General features: G+C 50.1%; 18 protein-coding genes. 13 read left to right on the forward strand and 5 right to left on the reverse strand.

The genetic code is table 11. The features are described from left to right. Positions 1-47: 47 nt before the first annotated feature. On the reverse strand, positions 48-965 hold the full coding sequence (locus HGO23_RS14405) for an integrase domain-containing protein (RefSeq protein ID WP_209027061.1): 918 nt from the start codon (positions 963-965) through the stop codon (positions 48-50). Positions 966-1,205: 240 nt separating this feature from the next. Further along, positions 1,206-1,397, reverse strand: a complete 192-nt coding sequence (locus HGO23_RS14410) for a hypothetical protein (protein WP_209027062.1) — start codon at positions 1,395-1,397, stop codon at positions 1,206-1,208. Positions 1,398-1,571: 174 nt separating this feature from the next. On the opposite strand from HGO23_RS14410, the gene HGO23_RS14415 reads away from it, so the two are divergent. From HGO23_RS14415 to HGO23_RS14435, 5 genes are all read left to right on the forward strand, one after another. Continuing rightward, complete coding sequence (locus HGO23_RS14415; RefSeq protein WP_209027063.1) at positions 1,572-1,751, forward strand: hypothetical protein; 180 nt, start codon at positions 1,572-1,574, stop codon at positions 1,749-1,751. Positions 1,752-2,406: 655 nt separating this feature from the next. Further along, positions 2,407-4,596, forward strand: coding sequence for a type VI secretion system Vgr family protein (locus tag HGO23_RS14420; RefSeq protein ID WP_244967813.1), 2,190 nt, complete (start codon positions 2,407-2,409; stop codon positions 4,594-4,596). Positions 4,597-4,690: 94 nt separating this feature from the next. Continuing rightward, positions 4,691-5,101, forward strand: coding sequence for a DcrB-related protein (locus HGO23_RS14425; RefSeq protein ID WP_231571671.1), 411 nt, complete (start codon positions 4,691-4,693; stop codon positions 5,099-5,101). A 13-nt stretch (positions 5,102-5,114) separates the two neighbouring features. After that, entirely contained in the window at positions 5,115-9,710 is a 4,596-nt protein-coding gene (locus HGO23_RS14430; protein WP_209027064.1) for an RHS repeat-associated core domain-containing protein, read from the forward strand. Next, positions 9,710-9,937, forward strand: coding sequence for a hypothetical protein (locus HGO23_RS14435; protein ID WP_187652303.1), 228 nt, complete (start codon positions 9,710-9,712; stop codon positions 9,935-9,937). Before HGO23_RS14430 ends, HGO23_RS14435 begins: the two co-directional genes overlap by 1 nt. Before the next feature lie 70 nt (positions 9,938-10,007). Here the strand turns inward: HGO23_RS14435 and HGO23_RS14440 are convergent, their stop codons facing one another. Further along, positions 10,008-10,328 (reverse strand): SymE family type I addiction module toxin, encoded by a 321-nt coding sequence (locus HGO23_RS14440; protein ID WP_209027065.1) that lies wholly within the window; start codon positions 10,326-10,328, stop codon positions 10,008-10,010. A 97-nt stretch (positions 10,329-10,425) separates the two neighbouring features. Next, a complete protein-coding gene (locus tag HGO23_RS14445) occupies positions 10,426-10,797 on the reverse strand; it encodes a helix-turn-helix domain-containing protein (protein WP_244208751.1) in 372 nt (123 codons plus the stop codon). Between the two features lie 101 nt (positions 10,798-10,898). Here HGO23_RS14445 and HGO23_RS14450 point away from each other — a divergent pair, with 101 nt between their 5' ends. From HGO23_RS14450 to HGO23_RS14480, 8 genes are all read left to right on the forward strand, one after another. After that, a complete protein-coding gene (locus tag HGO23_RS14450) occupies positions 10,899-13,595 on the forward strand; it encodes a CHC2 zinc finger domain-containing protein (protein WP_209027066.1) in 2,697 nt (898 codons plus the stop codon). 233 nt (positions 13,596-13,828) lie between these two features. After that, complete coding sequence (locus HGO23_RS19980; protein WP_342355489.1) at positions 13,829-14,518, forward strand: tyrosine-type recombinase/integrase; 690 nt, start codon at positions 13,829-13,831, stop codon at positions 14,516-14,518. A 1-nt stretch (position 14,519) separates the two neighbouring features. After that, complete coding sequence (locus HGO23_RS19985; RefSeq protein WP_342355490.1) at positions 14,520-14,939, forward strand: tyrosine-type recombinase/integrase; 420 nt, start codon at positions 14,520-14,522, stop codon at positions 14,937-14,939. A gap of 557 nt (positions 14,940-15,496) precedes the next feature. After that, positions 15,497-15,760 carry a hypothetical protein gene (locus tag HGO23_RS14460; RefSeq protein ID WP_244967814.1) on the forward strand — a complete coding sequence of 88 codons (264 nt, stop codon included), beginning with the start codon at positions 15,497-15,499 and terminating at the stop codon, positions 15,758-15,760. A 268-nt stretch (positions 15,761-16,028) separates the two neighbouring features. Beyond that, entirely contained in the window at positions 16,029-16,361 is a 333-nt protein-coding gene (locus tag HGO23_RS20080; RefSeq protein WP_425330519.1) for an HNH/ENDO VII family nuclease, read from the forward strand. Further along, complete coding sequence (locus HGO23_RS14470) at positions 16,358-16,789, forward strand: SMI1/KNR4 family protein (RefSeq protein ID WP_209027067.1); 432 nt, start codon at positions 16,358-16,360, stop codon at positions 16,787-16,789. The genes HGO23_RS20080 and HGO23_RS14470 overlap by 4 nt, the downstream gene beginning before the upstream one ends. A gap of 310 nt (positions 16,790-17,099) precedes the next feature. Continuing rightward, positions 17,100-17,279, forward strand: a complete 180-nt coding sequence (locus tag HGO23_RS14475) for a hypothetical protein (protein WP_244967815.1) — start codon at positions 17,100-17,102, stop codon at positions 17,277-17,279. Beyond that, positions 17,279-17,806 (forward strand): SMI1/KNR4 family protein, encoded by a 528-nt coding sequence (locus tag HGO23_RS14480; RefSeq protein ID WP_209027068.1) that lies wholly within the window; start codon positions 17,279-17,281, stop codon positions 17,804-17,806. Before HGO23_RS14475 ends, HGO23_RS14480 begins: the two co-directional genes overlap by 1 nt. 284 nt (positions 17,807-18,090) lie before the next feature. On the opposite strand, the gene HGO23_RS14485 is transcribed toward HGO23_RS14480, so the two are convergent. Further along, positions 18,091-18,516, reverse strand: a complete 426-nt coding sequence (locus tag HGO23_RS14485) for a hypothetical protein (RefSeq protein WP_209027069.1) — start codon at positions 18,514-18,516, stop codon at positions 18,091-18,093. Positions 18,517-19,138 lie beyond the last annotated feature (622 nt).

Consider the following 19,138-nt stretch of genomic DNA (forward strand, 5'->3'; position numbering starts at 1 on the left):
GTACCTACCATAAAATCAGGCTCGTGTATAAATCAGTACACGTTTATTTATTCACCCTCAATATTCTGGTAATACACTTGCCGGATATAGCGTCCCCGCGCATCGCCATGCCCCAAATCCATTGATACCAGTGCCTGTGCTTCCTGCTCGCTGAAACCCTGCGCTTTGTAATGTTCACCAGATTGCTGAGCAAAATGGTAACGCATACTGTGTGGGGCTTTCTTGCCGCTCAGACCGGCACTTCTGACAATATACCGGTAACGATCTATGGCCTGAATAACCGTCGGTTTATCAATCAGTTTGCCGCTGCGCCCTGCCTGCTCGCATTCAGCGTAGACAATAGCATGTAGTAAGGCTTCCCGATCCAGTATCAGCGTCTGTCTGGGGCGCCCGCCTTTGGTGCCGAATACCACCCGCACTGAGGTATACCCGTTTTCCAGCGCTTTTTTCCAGGTCGCTAAGGATTTATAAGCTTCCACCGCTTCTTTGGTACGCAGCCCCAGTACATATGCCAGTTGCATGACCGCCGCCACGCACCGATCTTTTTGCTCAACCTGCTGGAAAACCGCCTGAAACTCCGCAGGCATTAATGCCGTTTTAGTGCCTGTGCGACTCGTCTCGACAATACCCAGTGCCTGGTTACTCAGACGGGGGTTATCCGGTGCGGCCAGTTTAGGTTTGCCCGCCAGCCTTAAAATCGTCCGCAGGGCTGACATCTCATTTTGCAGGGTTCGGTGGCTGATCTTGTTGGCCTTACGCTCAGCAATATAGCGCTCAATATATTTGGCTTTGAGACTGTCCATTTGTCGAAGCCTGATACCCTTGTCTTTCAGAAAGTGAAGGAATTGCCGGGCAATCCGTTCTCGATCTGCGACCGTAGCAAAACTTCCGCGCCCGTTTCGGGCATGGGTGATAAATTCTTTTCTGAATCGTTCGATTTTTGAACGTGCCGATTTCTGCGTCATCCCCGCATCTCCTACTCATTTGCTTATTTTTTCATTTGTTCTTAAATAAGTCCCTGCGTGTCGGTTCAGGTTCACCGTTCCGTGGTGCGTCAGATAATGTGTAGCAGGGGAAAATTGCGTTGAGTTTTTGCAGGAGTTCGCTACGTGCTGAACACGGCGGTGGAGTACTCCCCGTTCAGTGCCTGATTTTCGTCAGGATGAACGCCTCATTAATCATGACGTGGTGTGATTTCTCCTTTTTTACTGCATCAGCCTGTTGTCAGGCATGGGGTTAAAAAACAAACGAATAAAAGGATTCAGGATTAGAAAATGCCTGAAATAACGGGTGACTTTGAGTAATGCGTAGTTCAAATCGGTCGTAAAGCCAGACCGGATATGCTCTGGACGTTGGCCGTCCAGCGGCGTCACTTGGTAATCGCTGCGCTTCAACACAAGTGACGCCGCGCAATATGCGGGACGTTTATTGTGATAAATTCAAAACGCAGTTAAATTTTGTACCGATGAAAACGGTCTTGTTCTGCGTAAGACAGAGCCTATTCTGCCCTGCCAGATGAGTAGCCGGTGGTGAACACACCGGGAGACTTTCATCATCAGACGGAGGGTTAGGTGTCCGAAGATATCTGCTTCCAAAAGTGCGCAGATTTACCGCAATGTTTGCACTCCCTTTCAGGCTACGGGAGTTTTAATTTCACCACCTCATGGGTGATCCTTGCAGGCGATGAGATCACTGAGATAACAGTGACAGAGGTTAATGACTGCATTCGCTCCGGTCAACCTTTTGTTTGACGCAGTGCTTTATTTTATCCCGGATATGTTTAATTCAATTAATTCTCTGTTTCGCTAAAAAAGATAAAAACCATTTTTATATTTCCTATATAAAAATTATCACAAAGTGATATTAACGCTATATGGCAACAGATGATGTATCCCTATTTTAAATTTAACTCAAATAACAATTATTATTATGACGACTTATTTAATAATGGCGTTAATAAATGCGCTTATTTATTCAAAAATGATTTCTGTGATATTAATCATAAAACGAGAATGATCATGACTTTTAAATTTTCTTTATATTTAATATTCAAGTTTTTATGTCATTTTTGCGCTATTTCTTGACAGAAATGGATAAAATAACCGCACTTCCATAGATAAAAAATCAGCATATTATACCAGAACGGCAAGTATTTTAATTTTTTACGCTGTTATTGCCGGGGAAGATTTTCTATTTCACTGAGTCTTATTTGGTTTTTATCCGCGCGTTATTTATTATTCCCACTATTTTACTGAACCGAATTAACCGATTTATTGGACAATAAATTGCGTCCTGGATTAATACCTTTGTCAGCGACAACGTGAGTGAAGTTTAAATTGTGTGCCGTACTGTTTGTCCGGACAGGCCATGTCAGCATGTTTCGTCATCAACTCAGGGAGATACACCGTGTCAGAGAAAAAAATCTTCGATAATTTACAACAGGGGCAATCGTATATTCAGCAAGGGAAAGAGGCTTCCGATTTGCTGGGCGGCGGAGGCAAAGACCTTGCAGACAAACTGACCCGGCGTATTGCCGATAAAGAAGTCCTCGCCAAACTAAAACAGAGGCAATCTTTGGTGTCGCAGGGCAACCCGGCCAGTAGTTTGCCGGGGGGTATCAGAAACGCTATCCCCGGTGGTGGCTTTGCGGGCGGGCTGGCCCAAAAAGCGGCTTCCGGACACAGTGCAGCCAGCAAAGCCCTGCAAAAAGCCAGTCAGTTACCGGGCGGCAGTGGGGGTGCAGGAAGTTCCCCCAGTGGTCTGCAATTTACGCTGACGGCAGGCGGTTTACCCCCGGAAACCTTTGTGGTGACCGATTTCACCCTGAGTGAACATTTTTCCCAGCCGTTTCAGCTGGAAGTCGGGCTGGGGAGTGCTGATCCGGCGATTGATTTTCCAGCGGTACTCGATCACACGGCTACGCTGACTATCACGCAGGATGGCGTCGAACAACGCAGTATCACCGGAATTGTAGCCGGCTTTGAGCAGGGCAATACCGGGTTACACCAGACCACCTACCAGATGAGTATCCGTCCGGATTTGTGGCGCACAACGCTGCGCCAGAATTCGCGTATCTTCCAGCAACTGAATATTGCCGCCATTATCACCACGATACTGAAAGAGCACGGTATCCGTGATGTGGTCTTTAGTCTGCGCCATGCCCACCCTGAACGGGAGTTTTGCGTGCAATATCAGGAAACAGATTTCGCTTTCCTGCAACGTCTGACGGCGGAAGAAGGTATTTTCTATTTCTTTGAATGCGGTAACGGACGCAATACGCTGGTGTTTGCCGATGACTGTGGCTCGGTACCACTGGGCAAGGTTTTTCCTTATCAACCGGGGGAGACCAGCACGATAGGTGAGCCGTCTGTCAGCAGTCTGACTCATCGGGCGCAGGTTCGTCCGGCAAACGTGCAGCTTAAAGATTATACGTTCAAAAACCCAGCGTGGCCGGCTGAATTCAGCCAGCAGATGAAAGAAGATACTCTTCAGCAACTGTACTACGAACATTATGATTATCCGGGGCGTTTTAAGGATGAAGCCCACGGGAAAGATTTCACCCGTTACCGGCTGGAAGCGCTGCGTAATAATGCCGTCATGGGACAGGGACGCGGCAATGCCATTGCTATTCAGCCGGGGAAATTATTCACCCTGAGCAACCATCCACGTGAAGATCTGAATCAGCCGTGGCAGGTGGTAGCCACCAGTCATTCCGGCAGCCAGCCGCAAGCGCTAGAAACGGCTAACAGTGGCACAGGTACCACGTTACACAGCCACTTTCACTTTATCCGCCATAACCAGCACTGGCGCCCATCACCGCTGCCGAAACCGGTGATTGACGGCCCACAAATCGCCAAAGTCGTCGGCCCGGCCGGGGAAGAAATCTTCTGTGACCAGTATGGACGTATCCGCCTCCAGTTCCCGTGGGATCGCTACGGCAAGAGCGATGACCAGAGTTCCTGCTGGATACGGGTCACCCAGCCGTGGGCCGGTCAGGGCTGGGGGATGCTGGCTATTCCGCGTATCGGGCAGGAAGTGGTCGTGGATTTTCTGCATGGTGACCCGGATCAACCGATCGTCACCGGGCGCACCTATCACGCCAGCAATATCCCGCCGGGCGGCCTGCCGGGCAGCAAAACCCAGATGGCCCTCCGCTCCAAAACTCACAAAGGTGAAGGTTACAACGAGCTGTTGTTTGAGGATGCGAAAGGCAGTGAGCGGCTGGCTCTGCATGCACAGAAGGATATGCAGACGACGGTAAAAAATGACCAGAGTTTAGTTGTGGAAGCCGGTAACCGGAGCCTGCTCATCCAGACAGGGGATGAATATAAAACCGTGCAGCAAGGCAACCTGACCGAGAACATCTGCCAGAAACGCAGTACACAAGCCAATGTGGTACAGGTGAAAGCAAACGCCGGTAAAGCCGGGGCGGGAACTCAATTGTATGAAGCCCAGGATGATATCACGCTGAAAGTCGGCAGCGGCACCATCCAAATGACGAAAGCCAACATTAAAATTTCGTTCGGGGGCGCCAGTATTGAACTCAATGCCAGCGGGGTTACCGTATTAGGTGGCCAGGTTAACATCAACAAATAACGCATAGTTATTTTTAAATTGCGGCAAGCCAGAAGGAACTTCCATGAACAATCAACCTGATCTCGCGCCTTTCCACTTCAATCAAGGCACTATTATGCTGCCCGCCAGCTGGCAGGATGCCAGTATTCTGGTGTTGAACAGCCCAGATGAAAAAAATGGCACCAGTTTCACCATCTCCCGCGACAACTTACCTTGGGGACTGGCATTCAGTCAGTTCGCTGAGCGTGAAATGACGGCGATTGGCAAGCAACTGAAAGATTATGAAGCAGTAACGCATGAATCCGGTGAGCTGAACGGGTTTGAGACCGAGACCTTTGAGTTTCGCTGGCGTTCGCCGAACGGTGTGGTGCATCAGCTGATGATGATGCTCAATGCTCCCACTCAGGTGTTAATATTCACCGGTACCTGTCAGGGGGAAATGACTGACGTACAGCGAGCGCAAATGCAGGCGATGATGATGACATTCAAACTGCGTGACATGCAAACGTCAACACCAAGATCTTGACAGGGAGGCAGCTATGGGTGTCACACAAAATATCATGTTTGGCGCAGCAGCGGCAGGGCGGCCGTATATTCCGCCGCAGGTCTACGTGCCGTCATCAGCACGGGAGGGGCCGCCCCTTCCTGTACCACCACAAACTGAACCCTCCTTTTCGGATAAGGCTCTGACTTTTTTACAAAGTGAAACGTTCGAAAATATGAGTCTAACTGCCGCAGGGACTTATGCTTTTGCTACCAAGGGACCGGTCGGCGGTGCGGCGTTTGTGGCGGGCGTGGCTTCGGCAAAACTCGGGGCGAAAATCGGCACATGGGTGGGGGATGCGATCGCCCCCACGGTAGCACCGGTGCTTGCCGGTATCTTTGGGCAGCAGAAAGTATCCACTGAAGGTGAGAATCCGGCGCGGGTGGGAGATGCGATTGCTCATCAGAACAAAAATGCGAGCCTGTGGGGGGCGTTAGGAGGGATTTTAATCGGGGCAGTGGCAGCGGTTGTGGTTGGCGCTCTGGTGATCGGCACGGGCGGGGCCGCTCTGGCGATTGTCGTGGGGGCCGCTGCCGGGGGACTGGCGGGGGGATTTGTCGGAGGCGTCTGTTCCAGTATCGGTGCCGCACTCGGGAACTACGGCAGCAATACCGGGACAATTATCGAGGGATCGCCCGATGTATTCTTTGAGGGTAAACCGGTCGCACGGAAAGGCGATCCCGTGGCGTGCAGTGATCATCCGCCGGGGGTGGTTGCCGAGGGCGCGAAAACCGTGTTTGCCAATGGTAAGCCGATTGCCCGGCTGGGGCACCGCACGACCTGTGACGCCAATATCAACAGTGCGGCGGGATCGATTGCTATCACTCAGGAAACAGGAGAGGCTCTTCCTATTTTGCAGGAGGACAACAAGTGGTTGCAGTGGCTGGTGGTGATTGCCGGATTGCTGCCGTTGCCGCACAATAAAAAAAGCGGAGCGAATTCTAAGAAACCGAGAGAATCGGCGCAAAAACAAAGTAAAAACCCCAAAAAAGATGATTGTTGTAGTGATCCGGTCGACATGGCAACCGGGGATTTTCTGCAACAGTGGCCGATGCTCTCCCTGCCGGGCACCTTGCCGCTGTCACTGACCCGTACTTACCGTTCAACCGAAAATTTTGCCGGCCTGTTCGGTCCTAAGTGGTCTGATGACTGGTCGCAGCAGTTGAGGCGAGCGGGGGAAGTGACGCATTTTACCGATGCAGATGGTGTTGTCTACACCTTCCATACGCCGGATGAAAACGTGTTTTCGGTTAACCTGCATGCCGGGCATTATCTTTTGTTTGGCACGTTAACAGGTGGGTTGCACCTGTTTGATCGTCAGACGCAATTAACGCTGAGTTTTGAACAGTCGGCAGGCGATAAACGTTTATTGTCTGCGATCCGTGACCGTCACAATAACCAAATCACTTTCCATTATGATGATCCCTTTGGAGAGCAACAATACCGGCTGTCACAGGTTATCCATTCCGATGGTTATCGCTTATTACTGGACTACGACCAAAACCGCTTGGCTTCTATCGCGTACCTGACTGAAGAACTGCGCCAGACGCTGGTCACCTGTCAGTACAACGCACAAGATTATCTGTCAGAATGCCATTCGTTTCAGTTCAGTCACCTCTGGCACGAATACGATCCCCGTGGCTATATGACCCGCTGGCATGACACGGATTCAACAGATGTGTCGATGGAGTATGATAACCGGGGGCGGGTAGTCTCGGTCAGCACGCCACAAGGCTACTGGCAGGATCGTTTTTTATATGATGATGTCAACCAGGTCACGACCTATCTGGATGCAGAAGGCGGCTGTACCCGCTATTGGTACAATGAGGACGGCCAGATCACCCGCAAAGTTGATCCTCTGGGGCGGGAAACTCTACTGGAATGGGATCTGAGCCATCTACTCTCTGAAACCGATCCTCTGGGCAGAAAAACGCAGTTTGAATATACGCCCTACGGTGAACTGACCCAACTGACACGACCTTCCGGTGAGGTATTTGTCTACGATTATGATGAATACGGTCAACTGTTGCAGGCCAAACTGCCGGATAGCAAAACGTGGCTTTTTCACTACAGCGACCAGGGCGCACTGGATGCGGTGACCGACCCGCAAGGTCGATTGGAAGAGTACCGTTACAACCAGCATGGCGAAATCCTCAGACGGGTACTGCCGGATGGCACCCAATGGCGTTATGAATATGAACAACACCGGCTTCATGGTGTTCTGGCGCCCAATGGTTATACCACCCGCTATGAACAGGATGGACTGGGGCGATTGCGTGGTATAACCGATGCGCTGGGTCAGCAAACCCGTTATCAGCACTGTGCATTCCATGCCAGCCCGGAAAGCAGCGTCACGGAAATTGAATTGCCGGATGGGGTAAAACAGCACATCAGCTATGACAATGAACGCCGGGTCACGGCGGTTACCGATGGCGAGGGTAATAGCACCCGTTATAGCTATGGCGCCTTTGACCTGCTGACTCAGCTCACCCGCCCGGATGGGACGGTTCTGCATTTTGGTTATGATCGCTTAATTCGCCTGAACTGCGTGACGATGGCCACCGGTGAAACGTATCGCTATGAGCGGGATTTAGCCGGGCAAATTATCCGTGAAACCGATTTTACAGGACGTACGATCGACTATACCTATGATCGGGCAGGGCGCCGAATCCTGACACGGTATCCCAACGGCCAGTTGATCCGGGTTTGTTATAATGCTAACGACCAGATTTTGCGGCAGGAATACTGGCAGGCCGGAAAACTGGAATATACCTTGCAGGCCGAGACTGCCTATACCTACGACCCCAAAGGCAGGATGATCCGGGCCGTCTCCGCGGATGCAGTGGTGGAATTTGATTATGATGAGGCCGGGCATCTGATAAGTGAGCGTCTGAACGGGCGTGAAATCTCGCATGAATGGGATGACCTCAACGACCTGCCTGTCGCAGAAACAGTGGGCAAAGATACACTGCATTTGGGTTATAACCGGATGGGCTGGTTAGACCGTTTCCAGTTTAACCAACACAGCCCGCTGTCTTTACAGTATGACCCACTGGGACAGGAAACGGTGCGGGAAAGCGCCCACGGCTTTATCCTGGCCAGCCGCTATACCGCAACGGGTTTGCTGTCTCATCAGTCAGCAGGCAGGTCAACTCCCCTGTTCCGGGAAACCCTGCAACAAAACGATCCTCACTTCCCCCCACAAGCCACGGCAGTCAACCGTAGTTGGCAATATGACCGGGCGTATAACATCCGGGTGATTGATGATGGCCGCTGGGGACAGACGCGTTACCGTTACAATACTAACGGTCAGATAACACAGACCCTGTATCAGGGGGCACGCCCGTATGAAGAGCAGTTCAGTTATGATGCCAATGGCAACTTAAACCAGCATATTCCGACAGATGCGCATGGTGCAATCACACAAATCACGCAACGCCAGAAAGCGGGGCGGGTGGTGCAGTACGGCAATATCCGTTATCGTTACGACACCAGCGGGCGACTTATTGAAAAAACCGAGCAGCGTGACGGTTTCCGCCCACAAATCTGGCGCTATCGCTGGGATGTGCTGAATCAACTGACGCAATGTGAAACCCCGGACGGCTCACGATGGCACTATCAATACGATGCGTTTGGGAGGCGTATCCGCAAGCTGAAAGTATATGATGGTAAACTGGCCACCGCCAATTTACAGCGCTGGCTAGACGGTAAACCGGATTTAACAGTGAAACCCGATGCCATTTTGGGCTATGATTATTTGTGGAGCGGCGACCAGCTCATTGAGGAAACCCCGCTTTATGCGGATGGCACACCGGTGGAAAATCAGCGTGTCCGCTGGCTCTACGAACCGGGCGCACTCACACCGTCAGCACGTTTTGAGCGAGGCAAGCTGCACTATGTGGTGAGTGACCATCAGGGGACGCCGCGCGAGATGCTCAACGAGGCCGGCCAGCTTATCTTGGCGCAGCGGCTGAGAACCTGGGGGCAGGCAGATCATTCTCAGGTGATTGCGTCCAATGATGCAGATTATCATGTTAACTGCAACCTGCGTTTTATGGGGCAGTACGAGGATGAGGAAAGCGGATTATACTATAATCGGTTCCGGTATTACTCGCCGGAGACCGGGCAGTACATCAGCCCTGACCCCATCGGGCTGCTGGGCGGGGTGAATCCGTATTCGTATGTGCATAATCCGCTGTCTTGGGTTGATCCTTTTGGGTTAACGAGTGCACATAATGCCAAATTATTACAACGAAAGATTAGAGCACTGGAAAAAGCTCAAGGAACTGCTGTAAATATTCGTCACTTACCTGATGGTCGAATACGTTATTACGACAAAGAAGCATTAGCTAGAAATCCAGGGCCAACACGTGGACGTTCTCATGTTACAGAGTGGGATCCAGCCACAGGTCGTGTGAGATCATGGGAAGAAACTTATAACCATGAGGGTAAAGTTAATCGTGTGCATCCTAAGATGCAGAATGGTCAAGTCCTTAATTTACCTCATTATCCTCCAACCAAAGCAGATATAGATGCAGGTTTGGCAACTGATACAGGAAAAGCTATTAACTGTAAACAGGGGGGTATCTGATGGAGGAATTAACCCATATATTCATAAATGGTCTAAATAGAATATTGCAAGAGAATTATACACCTTCCAATATTGCCAGATATGCATATGAATTTTACCTTGATTACGATATAGACGATGAAAAACTGAGATATGTCGTGGATTATTTGAAAGGAATGGATGCCGGTCCTGAGTTTGAATTAAGTAAAGAGGAGGTTATTTCTTTTATCCAAGATAATCTTTTCTGAGTTGGAAAAGCCGGAAAGATCCCCATGATCTTCCGGCTTTATTTTTTTAAGAGCGGCTCACTCCCAGCCCTTAGCGGCTTGTGTAGTCGCCAAGCAGCTCCCGCATTTTCAGCTTAATTTCGCTGATTTGCTCTCGCTGGCGCTGGTATTGCTGTTTGAGGCTGTTAGTCTCGTCACTGTCGGGGATCAGCACCAGACAGCCCTCCATAATCTTGACGGTGAGTGTGCCGCCAATATCGAATCCGGCCTGTTTAAGCCATCTTCCCGTTAAATTTATCGCGGGTCTGGGGTTCGGCCTGCCGTTTTGCGGTACGTATCCCACGGTGTAATAACGTTCTGTTTTTACGGCTTTATTTACTGCACGGTTTTGCTTAGAATGCGCCTTAGCCATAGTAACTACTCCTATAGTTGCTTGTGGTTAGCGGCTAGGTCGTGCTCCTACACGGCCGAACCGCGTTAAAAACATTCTCTCTACTTAGTTGCCAGTTCTATTTACTCCGACTGAATCGGTTGGCGTCATGCTTTAAAATCAATGACTCCAGAAGAACCCGCGCCACTTCCTTCTCTTCAGGGGAAAATTGGCTAACCGCTTCAAACTGTAAAAGCAGTTCTTCATCCGGTCCTCGTTCACCTTCATCAAAAATCAGCGTATCTGCTCTCACAGAAAGAGCACGGGACAGCTTACGTATCACATCCAGCGTAGGCTGTACTTCACCTGATTCATAGCGGCGTACCATTGTGATATGGCATCCCACTTTCTCAGCCAAAGCCGCCTGTGTTAGTTTACGATCCTTACGTAGCGTTGCCAGTCGTTTACCAAAGTCCATAGTCATTAACCGAAAAGAAAATAATGACAGCACTTTAACCCCCAGTTCCGTAAGTGGTGCTTGCAATATACCATATATGCATGTAACAATAAACCAATAATGCGTATTGACAGGTTTTTTGAAGGAACGAAATTATGGCTCGCATCCCCGACGCAGAATTACAGCACCTGAAAGCCGCCGTCTCCTTAGTTGCCATCATTAAGCAGCAGGGGCGGCAACTTTTTAAACGCGGCAAAGACATGACCGTGCTGTGCCCGTTCCATGAGGAGAAAACGCCCTCGATGGTCATTACCCCAGCGAAAAATCTCTACCACTGTTTTGGCTGTGATGCGGGCGGGTCGGTGCTGGACTGGGTCATGCAAACCGAGGGCCTGAGCCTGCGCCATGCCGTGGAGCGCCTGCGTGCCGTGCTGGGGCACAATCCGGCGGTCGAGCCGCTGGTGCAGCCGGAAGAGCTGACCAGTGATGCCATCGGGCAGCAGGTGTTGCTGTCACGGGTGGTTGCGTTTTATCACCATACACTTTTGAATGCCCCGGAAGCGCAGGCCTATCTGGCGAAACGGCGGCTCAACCATCCTGAATTAGTGGCGCAGTTTAAACTGGGCTTTGCCAACCGCACGCTGGGCTACCGTCTGCCGCCGAAGAAGATCAAAGCCGGGGCGGAGATCCGCGCCCGCTTGCAGGCAGCCGGGGTATTGCGGGAGAACGGGCGCGAGCATCTGCGCGGATCGCTGGTTATCCCTGTTATCAGCGCTGAGGGGCAGGTGCACGGGCTGTACGGGCGTAAAATCGGCGGCGATCAGCGCCAGTCCATTATCCGCCATCTGTACCTGCCGGGCGCACATCAAGGGGTCTGGAATGCCGCCGCGCTGGGGGCATCCAAAACGCTGATCCTGTGCGAATCGCTGATTGATGCGATGTCGTTCTGGGTCGCTGGTCATCGCAATGTCACCGCCGCCTATGGGGTGAACGGCGTCACCGCTGACCACTGGCAGATCTTTAAACAGCACGGTATCAGGCAAATCCTGATTGCCTTTGATAGTGATACGGCGGGCAATGATGCGGCCGTGAAACTGGCGGCAGCACTGGTTGCTAAAGGGATCACGCCCTTGCGCGTGGTGTTCCCACCGGGAATGGATGCCAATGCCTGCCTGTGCCAGATGGCGGAACCCGAATCGGCCTTTGCCCTGCTGATTGAGAGTGCCGTGCCGATGCAGGATGCCGCGGATATGGTGGCACTTGAGCGCCAGACACCTAAGCCGGACACCGCGCCAGAACCCGCTTCCTCTTTAGCGGCTGAACCCGCGCCCGGCGTGACGCCGAATGTGGTGTGTGAATCCGGTGAGCATGGCGAGCTGCTTATCTCGATCGGCACACTCCAATGGTGCTTACGGGGCATGGGCGCAGTCAAAGCAGGCGCTGCCACGATGAAACTCAATGCGCAGGTGCTGGACACACAAAGCGGCGTCCTGTTCGCCGACGGGGTTGACCTGATGAGTGCCCGCAGCCGAAACAGCTATGCCAGACTGGCCGCCACCGAACTGGGGCTGGGAGAGGCTGAGTTGCGGCGTTCGCTGGGGCAGGTGTTGCTGGCCGTCGAACAGGGGCAACAGCAACCCACCTCAGGCACCGAACCCCGCGTACCGGCGATGGGGATCGCTGAACGGGAAGCGGCACTGGCGTTACTGCAAGATCCCTACCTGACGGCACGTATTACCGCTGACTTAGCCGCCTGTGGCGTGGTTGGTGAATCCACCAATCTGCTTGCGGGCTATCTGGCGGCGGTGAGCCGAAAGTTACCCAAACCGTTAGCCGTGCTGATCCAGAGCAGCAGCGCCGCCGGGAAATCCTCGCTGATGGAGGCGGTACTGAACCTGATCCCGGAGGAAGAGCGCATCCAGTACAGCGCTATGACCGGGCAAAGCCTGTTCTATCTCGGTGAAACTAATCTCCAGCACAAGATATTAGCTATCGCCGAAGAAGAAGGGGTACGGCAGGCCGCCTATGCGCTGAAGCTGTTGCAAAGTGATGGCGAGCTGACGATGGCGAGCACGGGCAAGGATGAAGCGACCGGAAACCTCGTCACCAAAAGCTACACCGTGAAAGGCCCGGTGATGCTGATGCTCACCACCACCGCCATTGATGTGGATGAAGAACTGCTGAACCGTTGTCTGGTGCTGACGGTCAATGAATCCCGCGAACAGACCGAAGCTATCCATGCGTTGCAGCGCCAGAAACAGACACTCGAAGGCCTGCTGGCTGAAAACGAGCGGGACTATCTCACCGCACTGCACCAGAATGCCCAGCGGCTGCTGAAACCGCTGAATGTGGTCAATCCCTATGCCAGCCAGCTGACCTTTATGTCAGACAAAACCCGTACCCGCCGTGACCATATGAAATACCTGACGTTGATCCAGAGTATCGCGTTGTTGCACCAGTATCAGCGGGAGATCAAGACCGCTGAGCATCGTGGCAAGCGGCTTGAATATATCGAAGTCAGCAAAGACGATATCCGGCTCGCCAATCAGTTAGCGCATGAAATCTTAGGCCGGACGCTCGATGAGATGCCGCCGCAGACCCGCAGGTTGTTGCTGCAGATACAGGCGTGGGTCAGAAACAGCGGCCAGCTCCGCCATGAAATGTTGTTTACCCGCAAGCAGTTACGGGATACAGTGCAGTGGGGTGATACCCAGCTCAAGGTGCATCTCTCACGACTGGTCGAAATGGAATACCTGCTGTTGCACCGTCACGGCCTGACGTTCGTCTATGAACTGCTGTTCGACGGGGCAGACGGTGATGCTTCGCATCTGTGCGGCCTGATCGTGCCCTGAATGGTCGGTACGATACTGTCCGGTCGGGGTCAGGTGGTTATCGGTCGCCCGCAGGTCGGCCTCTGATCGGTAGTGGGTCGGGTTGCCAATATCACCGCAAAGGCTGATGCAACAAGGCTTCAATGCTAATCGGTCGGGGCAGTCCCAAAATCACTGTTCCGGCAACATCAATAAACAATCTCATACCGTACTGCCCTCCCTCTACTCACACAACGAAAAATAAGGAAAATCCGATGACAAGCCCACATACCCCTCTGTTCGCCACCCTGCGCCAGCAACTGGAAGCGTACCTGGATACACAGGCCGCGCAGGGAAAAACCCCGCGCACACGGGAAAGCTACCGGGAACGACTGTTACCGTTCGTCGACTGGTGTGAGCAGCGCACCGTACAGTATCCGGCACAGGTCACGCTGGGGTTGCTGGAAAGCTGGCAACGCTATCTGCGGGCCTACCGCAAGGCCGACGGCCAACCTTATAGCAACAACGGCCAGCGTGAACGCCTGGGCACACTGCGGTTGTGGTTCCGCTGGCTGCTGCAACGCCACCACATCCTCTACAACCCGGCCGAGCAGATGGTGTTGCCAAAAGAAGAGAAACGGTTGCCCGCCCAGATTATGAGTGAACGTGAAACCGCGCAGGTGCTGGACAGTCTTAACGACCCGAGTCTCTTGGGGCAGCGCAACCGGGTGATGCTGGAAATCCTCTGGAGCAGTGGCATCCGGCGTATGGAGCTGCGCCAGCTCCGGCGGGGGGATATTGACGTCGAACGCGGGGCGGTGGTCATCAATCAGGGCAAAGGCCACAAAGACCGGGTGGTGCCCATCGGTGAACGAGCGTTAAGCTGGCTGAAACGTTATCTGGTGCAGGGCCGGCCACAGCTGGCTGAAACGTTATCTGGTGCAGGGCCGGCCACAGCTGGCTGAGGTGTATGACAGTGGCTACCTGTTTATCTCGCAGAAGGGCAGGCCGCTCAGTCCGGGGCACCTGACGCACATCGCGGGCAAAGCCATCCGGCAGCAGGCCCGACTGGACAAGCCGGGCGCCTGCCACCTGTTCCGGCATTCAATGGCGACGCAGATGCTGGACAACGGTGTCGATATCCGCCATATCCAGGCGATGCTGGGACATGAGAAGCTCAACACGACCCAGGTCTATACGCGGGTTGCCATCAAACAGCTCAAGCAGGTTCACAGCCAGACCCATCCGGCCGAGCGTAACACCCAAACCCAGTCGGAAGCAGACAGTCATACCGAACCGCCAAAGAGTAGCTCAGGCGGTGCCAGCGGAGAACCCGACACAGACCCGAAACCACAGCGTACCGGACAGCCCGATCTACCCCGTTGAGTCTGCTGGGTTCAGTGCAGGGGCAGACCGTGGCCGGACTGCCCGTCAGCTTCAGTGTCTGCGGGGGTACGTGGGCAATGGCCGGCCTGAGCCACGATGCCCCCGTTCAGACCGTGCAGGCCGCCCAAAGCCCACTCAACATAATGTGAGGGAATTATACGCCACTCACCGGGCAGCCCCGCAGCCAGCCAGAAGTATCAGAGAGCGGTTCGCAGCGTATAATATACATTATGTCTGCGCCCCCGCTGGTCGGCATCGCCGGGTGTGACGCACAAGGCTGCGCCTTCTGCTGTCAGCGTCTGAGCACCAGCTTGGCAAACACCGCGCCGAACCGGAACACCATGCCAGCGTCCGGCATCGGATCGGCTTCTGCTTTAGTTGCCGTGTTCTCATCCACCCAACAACGCTGTAGGCAGGTCGGCCTGCGGCCTCCGCGGTTTTACCTCCCCCGCCCCGACCCCGCTGCACTGGCTGCGCGCGGCTCGCAGTCGCGGCGCTCCTCGCTCGTTGCCGTGCTCGCCATCGCCGCCCCGTGCAGCCCCCAGAGGGGGCTTCCCTTGAATAAAGCGGTCATGCAAAACCGTGGCAAAGCCCAAAGCAACCGTGCACCAGAGCGTCGCAGGGCGCCGCTGGCAGGCTCTGTGCCGCCCGCACCCGCAGAACGTGCGCCCGCCGCTCAAGCAAGTTGGGCGACGTTCGCCCGTTGCCGTGAAAAATCGCACAAAATCAGGCTGTTCAGCCCATCACAGGGGAAAAAGGGCGCTATACTGCACATCGGAGCAAGCGTAAAAACAGGCCAAAAGTGCACTTCGGCATTTTAGGTTCGCGGGAATGGGCGGAACGGGTAAAAACGGTTCTTTAACAAGCTGATAGTCAAGGAAAAAATCGCTTAAAACCGTATAACCGCACCGGAACCTTCCCTATGACCCCCTGAACCTTGAAGGTGGTTTTAATCCGTATTCTTATGTACATAATCCGGTAGGTTGGGTAGATCCATTTGGATTAAATCAGTTTTTTACAGAACAAGTTACCTGGACTTCGGCGGCAAATAAGGGAACTGGCCAGACATATAAGATTTATCAGCAAGATATTGATTGGGATCTAAAAGTTAAAGGAAAAACTAACTTACAACGTGCATCAGAAGGGGGGACTCCGTATATAATCAAGAATGGTCGACCTGCTCAGATAAACCTACATCATTCACGTCAAGATGCCAGAGGATCTTTATTTGAAATTAGTAATGTCACACACAGAGCGCGTAAGGGCAAAGGGAAAGAAGCACTACACCCTTATGGAAATAAACAACATCCAGATTACCCAGTAGATAGAAAAGCATTCGATGCTGATAGAAAGCAATATTGGGAAGATAGGGCGAAACAAGAGTTAGCTCGTAGAAATACTAAATGTGGAGGCGGATCGTGATACCAAAAAAAGTAAGTGATTATATCAAATCCAAAGACTGGTATATATTGAGAGAAGATAACGCTAGTTGCGTTGATGCCATACGCGCTTTGGGTATAGATCTGTCATCAGAGTTCTCATCCTTTTATCAGGAAATATATTGTGATCTAATCAGTCCCAAACCTATAGCGGATCTATTAGATATCGATGATATAAAAGAACAATTTGATTATATAAAAGATAGGTATGAATTATCTGATGATTATATTCCTTTAACATCAGATGAAAGTGAAGGTATGTATTTATTTAATAAGAAAAATAACTCAGTTTATGATTTTAATCTGTCTGAGTATGACTCTTTTATAGAAGGCAAAATAAATCCACGCTGGAGTTCATTTAACGATTTTTTAATATGGTATTTTGACGAAAGTAATTTAGATGATATTTAATTAAATAGATAAAGCCGGAATAATCTCCATGATATTCCGGCTCTTTTTTTGTGTTTTGTGCCTACCGTGGCAAATAACCGTTCAATCCCTGCTCTCCTACTATATATTCTCCAATCAATCCGTTCCCTACAGGTTAATGTCACTGAGTTGGTCTTGTTGGTACTATATACCTTTTCATAATAGTGAGAATATCAGCATGCGGTGTTCCTTACCCCGCGTGACACGCAGGGTAAGGAATACTCCTATCATTTTGAAAAGCTATTCAGTGCTTCATATTGCGAGGCATTGCTGTCAGGGATCAGCATCAAGCATGAGTGAAATAGAAGGAAACATAAGGAAAGCCTTAGAACGAGGAGAAATTGTTGAAATGAATTCCATTCCTATTTATAAAGGACCTTTCAGAATTCCAGCAAGTATCACAATAAAAGCTGAAGGTTCAGGTGGCTTCTATGAATATGTAACTATTCTTAACCCCCAGGAATGTAGGTAATGAGTATGAAAAATTTAAATAGTATATTGCCCCTGCCTGAGCATCCAAATGAGAATGGCCAGAATGAAAATTGGACATTGATAGATGATCAGCACTCTTTCCCTAAAGATTATATTGATTTTATAACGCAATATGGCACTGGAAAAATTGCTGATTTTATCACTATATTTAACCCGTTTAGCGAAGATGATGATTTGAATTTTTTCAGGCAGAAGGAATGGATTATAGAAGATTTTCAATCTCTTGTTGATTCTTATCCAGATTATTATCCTTTTATTCTTTATCCTGATCCTAATGGGCTACTTCCTATAGGTGTTACTGATAATGGTGATTATATTTTTTGGGTCGCATCATCAGTTAATAGTGATTCATGGAATGTAGCAATTATTGCAGCAAGGGCACCAGAAGTTGAATATAGAAAAGAAAATTTCTCTGATTTTTTAGAGGGTATTTTATCAAAAAAAATCAAATGCACGTCATTTCCTGATAGTTTCCCCTCCAAGAAGATAGAATTTAGTAGTTTTTAAAAATTGGCCAGAAGATCCCCGCGCTCTTCTGGTTTATTTTTTACCGTAATGAAACTATGTTATTGATATTTTCGCTAAACATAATGGTACCGTATGTTTCAGGCATAGCGGGAAGCCATATTAATCCTCTTATCAAATTGGAGAGTTATTCTCCCGCTCATTGTCAATCTTTCCCCTAAAAAAGCTATTTAATTTCCAATGATCTACTGCTATGGAAACAGGAAGATCTCACATAGAATAAGATGTATTCTTCAAACTCAATCCCGAAGCACAACGCTGTTTTCTTATTCTTTTATTTCCAAAGGAATTTTACATTTAATTCCGGTTAGTTCTGACAAATCCACATCGTCTCCTGTCGTGTGAAAGATTTCTTTACGCCTTCGATTAAACAGGTGCTGGCAATGCACACACATGTCATTAACATTATTCGGATTTCTTATAGCTTTTAATGTTCTGACCGCATATTTACCACACCGGCATCTGACGACATAGATGGAATTATTTTTCCCACCACTCCGCTGAGACCAAGGACGGACACCCAACACGGTAAAAAATCCATATTCATAGCCTTGAACCTGTCTCAGTATGTTGATTAAATTAGGCTCCCTTTTACTTAAACGTAAATCATACGTCGTTCTGTAAGGGATAAAATAGTCAGTATGTTTTTTATTTTTCTTGCTCTTACCCTTTTCATTTATATCGTTCGTCACTTTTTTTTAATCCATTTTTTAGCCCATTAAATGCGTTCTAATCTAACTATTTTCATTATTAATTCAATAACGAAATAACTAACCTGCACATTTAAATAAAATCAGCCAAATCAATTTTTCTTATTGTGATACATTAAAAATAATGAAAACACCTATTCCTCAAGACACACAGAATATGGGAACCACCTGAAATTTTATTTAATTATTTAAATAAGACATCTAATCCCATGAAGATTTTCCAATAACTACTTTTACACACTATTTATTGACATGATAATAAGTAGCGAAGCCTCACGGGTTGCAACCCGTGAGGCTTCTATCTTAAATTATCGTCTACTACCCTAAAGAGGATATCGATATAAACATGATATTATAGCAATTCATATATAAGCCATATTGACTGAAATGGCCTTCAATAATTTACTGCTTTGTGATGCAGGTCATCAGTGTTGGGTATTTATGTGAATATAAAATCCAAATGGAGAAGAGTATGCATTAAAACATTAACGCGTCAACATAACTTCTTTAAATTATCGAAATAATTATCAATAGATTAAAAAAAGGAAAATATAAAATTCAGACTCAACTTAAGGAACAGCATCCTGTCCCTTAAGTTTTAAAG

The sequence above is a fragment of the Xenorhabdus budapestensis genome, assembly GCF_017743015.1.
In the GTDB taxonomy this organism is placed as follows: domain Bacteria; phylum Pseudomonadota; class Gammaproteobacteria; order Enterobacterales; family Enterobacteriaceae; genus Xenorhabdus; species Xenorhabdus budapestensis.

Bases quoted from the DNA above. Each gene is read 5' to 3' on its own strand.
- HGO23_RS14480 (WP_209027068.1), top strand. From the start codon at position 17,279: ATGAGTATGAAAAATTTAAATAGTATATTGCCCCTGCCTGAGCATCCA.
- HGO23_RS14430 (WP_209027064.1), top strand. From the start codon at position 5,115: ATGGGTGTCACACAAAATATCATGTTTGGCGCAGCAGCGGCAGGGCGG.
- HGO23_RS14425 (WP_231571671.1), top strand. From the start codon at position 4,691: ATGCTGCCCGCCAGCTGGCAGGATGCCAGTATTCTGGTGTTGAACAGC.
- HGO23_RS14440 (WP_209027065.1), bottom strand. From the start codon at position 10,328: ATGGCTAAGGCGCATTCTAAGCAAAACCGTGCAGTAAATAAAGCCGTA.
- HGO23_RS14450 (WP_209027066.1), top strand. From the start codon at position 10,899: ATGGCTCGCATCCCCGACGCAGAATTACAGCACCTGAAAGCCGCCGTC.
- HGO23_RS14475 (WP_244967815.1), top strand. From the start codon at position 17,100: ATGAGTGAAATAGAAGGAAACATAAGGAAAGCCTTAGAACGAGGAGAA.
- HGO23_RS14435 (WP_187652303.1), top strand. From the start codon at position 9,710: ATGGAGGAATTAACCCATATATTCATAAATGGTCTAAATAGAATATTG.
- HGO23_RS19980 (WP_342355489.1), top strand. From the start codon at position 13,829: ATGACAAGCCCACATACCCCTCTGTTCGCCACCCTGCGCCAGCAACTG.
- HGO23_RS14405 (WP_209027061.1), bottom strand. From the start codon at position 965: ATGACGCAGAAATCGGCACGTTCAAAAATCGAACGATTCAGAAAAGAA.